The sequence below is a fragment of the Coprococcus intestinihominis genome (assembly GCF_040096555.1).
GTDB classification, from domain to species: domain Bacteria; phylum Bacillota; class Clostridia; order Lachnospirales; family Lachnospiraceae; genus Coprococcus_A; species Coprococcus_A intestinihominis.
In genome coordinates this window covers 1-6791 of sequence record NZ_JBBMEK010000184.1, presented here as the reverse complement: position 1 = coordinate 6791, position 6791 = coordinate 1, and the positions used below count along the sequence as shown (strand labels likewise).

Genomic DNA, 6791 nt, shown 5'->3' with positions numbered 1-6791 from the left:
GAACAGTTCCCGGTCACCATCTTTAATCAGATTCTCCAACTCTTCGATATCTTCTTCCAGATGTGTAAGAAGACTTAAAAATGATATCTTTACCCCCTGATATCTGGCGGAAATATCCAGTCGCTTTGCCGGAAATTCTGTCTGTTCTGCTTCTGCAAATAATTCATTCTGCATCAAATGATAATCCGTCAGAAATCCTCTGTTTTCAAAATATACTTTATTCAGATCACGGATCACACTGTCTTTATCCAATGCCTTTACGTCAGACTCAAGATAACTCCGTACATGTCCGGCATCATCCGGTATCTCTTCCGGTATCTCCACATAGTGCAGACGCTTCTCCTGTTCATAACATTCTGAAAAATATGCCGTCTTCTTTTCGTATTCTTCAATTCTCTTCCTGCCGTCTTCCAGACGCAGAGTCAGTTGTCCGACTTCGTCTTCTTCATGTGTCTGTCTGCTTACACACATACGCAGTTTTTCCGGATAGGCTTGAAGCCACTTGATGCATGCGTCCAGACGGTCTTTGATTTCTTCATAATCAGTCAGCCGTAATTGTTCCTGAATCGATGTCTGTTCTTCCGTCTTTCTCTGTATTTCTTTTTGAATCTCGAACAGATCATACCGGATCTGCTCCATATCTGCATCCAGATCTTCCAGATGTTCTTTTCTCTCTTTCAGATACTCCAGGCTTCTGAGGAACATTTCATGTGCTGCAATCAGACTGATCAGATGCCTGCCATATTCTTCTGCTGCTCTTTTTGCTTCTTTGAATACATCATAAGAGCAGGTCAGATACAGAGACTCTGCAATTTCCAGTGCTTTCTTTTTCTTCTCTTTCACGTTTTCGATCAGTTCACGAATCTGCTCTTCTAATCTATCACTCTCCCGTCTGATCTGTTCACATGCCCTTTCCTCTGCACGCATCATCTGAAGGGCTTCCCTCATATCTGTGTCTTTTGGAAGATTCTCATACTCCTGTCTGAGAATATCCTTCCTTTCAAACAGCTTCCGATGCATTTCTTCCAGTTGCTGCAATATTTCTTCCAGTTCTGCGATTCTCTGTCTGCAGGCTTCAATCTTTGCCTGTCTGTGTTTTTCACGGGCCTTTGTCCCAAGGTAGCCGGCCTCATATTCTCCGGTTACTGTTCCTGCAAGTATACCCATCCGGTAAGTGCCGTCTTCTGCAACCGCAATCATACTTTCGTTATCATACGCAATACTTCCAAGAATTCCTGTCAACCGCTGATTGGAGAAAATGTCATTAACTTCTTCATTCAGTTCCAGTACATCTAACAGACTGCGCTCCGACTGGATATCTTTCTGACCATTTTTACAGCTAAACAGGTAATGATCTTCACAGCCATGTTCTAAGTGCAGAACCTGCTCTTTGTATTGTTCATCAATCACCAGCGCATCCAGAATTCCCATTTTCAATAATGCTTCTTCCAGACGGTTACACTCTTTTTCGTCCAGATTATTTCCGAACTCTATAACCTTATAGAACTCCTGGTACGGAATTCCAAGTGCATCCAGTCTCCGACGGTTACGGATAACCGCTTCTGATCGTTCCGGCTGTGGTTCTTTCTGATTCTCCCATTCTGACAGTTCTGCTTTTACTTCTTCCAGTTCTCTTTCTGTTGTTTCTTTCTCTGCTCTATTCGCAGAAATCCCGGATTCAACCTCCGCATTTTTTCCAATCCACACATCTGCAATCTTCTGACGGACCTCTGCAAAATCAGAGTTCTCTTCGTAAGACTCTGCAAATATGCTTAATGCTCTTAATAGTTCTTTTTCCAGTACCAGTTCCTGATTCGCACCATTCCACTGATACAGATTTTCTTTCCATTCATTCTGTGTCTGTACGAATACAGCCTCCAGTTCCGATACTTTTCTCTGCAGCGTATCCAGTTCACGGATCCGTTTTTCTCTGTCTTTGATCAGATCATCTTTCTGTCTTTCCAGATGATCTGTCTCTGCAAGAATCTCTGTTCCTTCATGTATTTTTTCTTTTGTATGATTATATTGCTGCTGATGTAATTCGAACTTATATGGCTCTTCCGGATGCTTTTCCAGCTCGTCTTTCATAAATGCATGTTCTTCAAAGGCCATGGTATCTGCCTCGTTCTGCATCTCTTCTATGAGTTCCTCCAGTTCTTTTTCTTTCTCATACTTCCTGTCTTCTTCTGCTTTGATCTGATTCTGTGCATCCTTGTACTGATCCTGTTTCAGTTCAAGAAAATGCTTTTTCCCTTTTAAATTCTTTTGCTGGACTTCCAGTTCTGCTGCCAGTTCTGATTCTCTTCGCTTTAATGCTACAGCATCACTTTTATTCAGGGATTCACGTTCTTTTTCCATAGACTCACGTTTCGCATCCAGTTCCTGATGTTCTGTTTTGAGTTTCTCTATATTCTGCCTGCACCCGTCCAGTTTCTTCTCTTGCTCTTTTTGCTGTGTTCCTGCGTCTTCCAGCCTGATTTTTGCCTGCTCATACCTGTCTGCTTTTTCATATAATAATTTCTGATTATATTTTAAAAATACCGCCTGAATCTTCTCTGCAGCCTGTTTCGCTTCTTTTCTATTCTTCAGATTCATATTCATAGTATCCATATTTTCAATGGCTTCGGACATCGGACGCAGGTCATCATCCGATAATGGTTGAAGCGAATCGCTCAGAATATCATTAATGACAGACGGCTTGAAATCTTTGGAAAGCTTCGGTGTTCTAAGCTGGATCAAAAGATCTATCATTTCCTTATATTCTTCTGCCGTCTCGAATCCAAAAATCTGGTGGTTGACATACTCCATGTAATCGGCCTGTCTGTCAATAACCCGTCCTCCTGCCCCTATCCTGTTCTCCAGTTCTTTTTTTGAAAGTGTGACTTTTTCTCCCGTGTCTTTATATAAAAAGAAATCTTTTCCTACCCGTCTCCCATCCGTCAGACTAAAATACCACTTGTCCAGATTCTTCCCTTTTCTCGCCCGGATTCCCATACCGATCGTCAGATAGGTATCGCTGTCCTTCCTTTTGAATTCCAGATAAAGATAACCGGTCCGCTCCTCTCGCCCATCATCTTCTTCCAAAAGATAACTGCTCATCTTACGGTCTCTGGAACCGAATGGATCCAATCGTTCCGGACTCATATTGCCATCCAGCAAAAGTGGTACTACGCTCTGCATCGTTACGGATTTTCCTGAGCCATTTGATCCTCGAAGAAGCATTCTTCCCTTTACAAAAGGAAATTCCTGTTCATCATAATACCAGAAGTTGATCAACCCGATTTTATTGGCCTGCCATCTACTATTCATCATTTCTTCCTCCCATGTAATCCGCCGGATAACTTCCCTGTATCTTTCCGGTAAGCGGACAGATCTTAATCTGATGATCCGCCTCAGCTTTCCTGATAAACATCCACACTTCCATCTCATCGATCACACTTTTGACAAATTCACCTTCCGGCATCTCACGATAGTTTTTCGAAAATCCACTTCCGTATTCCTTTTTCACATCTTTTATCAGATTCTCAAATTCAATCTGGTCTATGCAGCAGCTCTCATCTGCTGCTGCCTTCCATTCATCATTCTCTATCTTCTTACGCATCTTCCCAAAACACAAAAGCAGAATATCCGATATTGAATTATTGCCCGGAAATACAGAACCCATTCTGCAGTCGTCACCGGACAGAAGATAGGCACTTCCTCTATGAATGTGCACCTGACAGTCAAATAGCTGCTCCAGTTCTTCGCTCAATCTCCGTCCATAATATTTCAAATATTCAAAATCTTCCGGTGATCCGTCTTCTTTATACATGCCCGGCGCAAAAATCAGTCTTTTATACACTCTGTGTCTCCTCGCAAATCCCCGGTCTTCATCTACTTCGAACCAATCACTTTCCCGAAAATCTTCCGGCTTTGTATATTCCATGATGTCCTTCGAAAAGCTCTTCATAAAATATCTGGATGCTCCTGTATTTTCATAAAGTACCTCTCCCGCTTCATCATCCATGAATGCTTCATCTTTTCCATCCGTAATTCCGACAATTCCCTGCTCTACTGCAAATCTTAATACACGGATCAGTTTTCTCCGGTTCGTATATAACGTCCAGTCCGAAATATCACCCGGCAGATTTGCCGTGATGTATTCCGTCAGCTGCGACAGAATAAACTGTTCCTGTGCATCCCGGTCTTCCAAATACATTAACAGCATACACAGGTAGGCATATTCTTCTTTTGATGAAAATTTCATGATGCCCATAAAACTTTCTGGAATGACCGGAATCTTCTCCATTTTGATCAGGAGGGAATTATCAATAATCTGACAGCCCATTTTCTCTGTAGTAAATTTGCGAAGTTCTCCGAGTGCATCTCTTAATTTATAATACATTTCTTTGTCTCTGGATTTTAATATCCATCTTTTACTTAAAAGAACTTCCAACTCCTTCATCATACTTCCTCCTGAAATACAATTGACAGCTTCGGCATTGTAAAGTTTCCATCTTCACAATGTACCACACAGTTTTCTCCTTCCTGACTTCTGTCTAATATATATCTTCTTCCATCGTCTGTCCTTGCCGAAAAATCTGCGGATTCCATGGCATCTGACAACCATTTTAAAAGAATCTCGCGGATTCTTGGTTCCAATACAGGCAGTTTATCAAAATATATCTTTCCATCTACTTCCAACGCCCGTAGTTTTTCCGTCTCTTTTTTCTGCTGCTCAAGCAACTTGCGTCTTGTTTCCTGTTTTTGCTCTGCCGATTCACGGATGGCACTTCTCCGGGATTTTTCCCGGTACGTACGCACTCTCGGTTTCAGAGTAATTTCCATTGGCTGCTCCTCATAGACTCCGATATTCATGCTGTCCGTCTCACGGATCAATTCTCCTGCAAGATGCTGTGGGCATTCCATACCGAATACCATTGCCGACATCTTGTGTGCTTCTTCCACATTCTGACATCGCAAGAATAATTCTGCTACCTTCCGGTATTCCTCTTTTCGGTTGGCACCCAGTGCATTTTTCTCGCTCAGCTGTGCCGCATACCTTGTAATCCTGCGGATGATATCATTGGTAGCATCAAAGAGTTTTACCGCTTCGTTCTCCTGCCCTTCATTTTCCACGAACCAGTCATAGATGCTCTGATAACGTCCCTGGATCTTCTGCTCTATCATTTCTTTTGAGACTTCTATCTCCATACGCGGAATTGACAATTCATAATCTATCACTTTTTCAAATACCTGTTTTTTCAGCTCTTCGCTCTGTAAACGCAGATTTTCCTCTATCACTCCGACATTTCTCTGCAGTCCTTTAATAAAGTTTCGCAGATACTCGATCAACCGATCCTTGAACACCAGAAATTCCTTCGTATGCATCATCTCTTCCGCCCGGACGCTATTCAGATCCCTGATATAATCCTGATAATTCTGATTCAACCGCACAAAATCATTATTCAGGTCCGTCCACCATGTGTATACTTCACTCTTATCTCTTTCTCCCATCTCCGGGAACCGCTCCACACTTCTTCGAATACGTTCCAAAAGGGTCGGCTCTAATGATGCACCTTCTATAAACAAATTCTCTAACCGGATGACCAGACGTTCTATCTCCACACTGTACTCCGTCATCTGATACCGGTATTTTTTATTCTTGAATTCTTCGATCGATGCGACCTTTTTGGTATCCTGGATCGTATTCAGATTCTTCCACTCTGTCAGCATCATGAGATCCTGCTGGCACTGTTTCATTCTATAATCAGCAAAAAATGGATCCTGTATCATCTCTTCATAGACTTCTTCCAGATACAACCAGTACTTCAGTTTTTCATAATGCTCAAAAAAGATACGCATGATACAACGGTATCTGCTTACATTGTCAGCATTCAAATATTTTGCTTCTGTCAGTGGCCTGATTAATTTGTCTGATACCTGCATAGAACTTCTCCTTCTTCTTAGTTAAATCCAGTATAGCACATATATTAGAAATGTACGCCATAATCCCCTGTTCTCTCTTTTATATCTATATTTTATAACATCAGGTGGGGTATAAAATTACCTTCTATGTGCTGACTGTCTGTATGCTTTTTCATTGCCTGAACAACTTCGTTGTCAGTCGTATTCTGCCCCAGCAGGCTCTCATCATTGCTGGCAACAACAATCCCCTCGTCTGCAACAATAATCGTTCCATCTTTCTGAATACTATAACCATTTAAAAGCCCTTGTATCGTCAGTGTATAGTTTCTGGCAAATTCAGGAGGTGTGTAATAGTAGATTACCACAATACCCGGTGCATCTTTTCTGGCACAGGCTGCAATATCAATATAGGATCCGTCTTCCCTGGCAAATCGTTCTGAATAAGATCTTTCTTCATATCCGACAAAATCCATGATAATGTCTTTTTGCAGATACTTCGTAATCTCATCGGTCAGAGACTCATCCGTACTGTATTCGCAGTCCGCCTTTCCCTCTGTATCCAGTACAATGATACCATCCACCCAGAGAGTCTGCAGGTTTTCTTTCAGGAACTCCCGGCTCAGATGACCGCCGTTTTCTTTTTCCGTTTTATTATTTGTACTCATCTGTCTTGCACTTTCAATGGCACGGAGGAGACTTTTGGATTCCGTAGATTCATTTTCCTCTTTCGTGTTATCTGTATTTTTACACCCTGCCAGGGTGACTGCTAAAATTCCCGCAAGCAGAATGCCTGCAATCACTCTTTTTCCTTTCATTTTCTGTCTATCCCTAACTATCCTTTCCGTTTTTTCGTATCTGATCCCCTGCAATAAAATCGTTATAGT

At 41.9% G+C, this 6791-nt stretch carries 4 protein-coding genes; all 4 read right to left on the bottom strand.

Annotated features, from left to right (window positions below; translation table 11 throughout):
• A partial coding sequence (locus tag WMO25_RS12860; protein WP_349085621.1) for a TIGR02680 family protein occupies positions 1-3312 on the bottom strand: 3312 nt, incomplete at its 3' end.
• Positions 3302-4447 carry a TIGR02678 family protein gene (locus WMO25_RS12855; RefSeq protein ID WP_349085619.1) on the bottom strand — a complete coding sequence of 382 codons (1146 nt, stop codon included), beginning with the start codon at positions 4445-4447 and terminating at the stop codon, positions 3302-3304. The genes WMO25_RS12860 and WMO25_RS12855, both read right to left, overlap by 11 nt.
• Positions 4444-5928 (bottom strand): TIGR02677 family protein, encoded by a 1485-nt coding sequence (locus tag WMO25_RS12850; protein WP_349085617.1) that lies wholly within the window; start codon positions 5926-5928, stop codon positions 4444-4446. Before WMO25_RS12850 ends, WMO25_RS12855 begins: the two co-directional genes overlap by 4 nt.
• 92 nt (positions 5929-6020) lie before the next feature.
• Positions 6021-6722, bottom strand: coding sequence for a hypothetical protein (locus tag WMO25_RS12845; RefSeq protein ID WP_349085616.1), 702 nt, complete (start codon positions 6720-6722; stop codon positions 6021-6023).
• Positions 6723-6791: the final 69 nt, after the last annotated feature.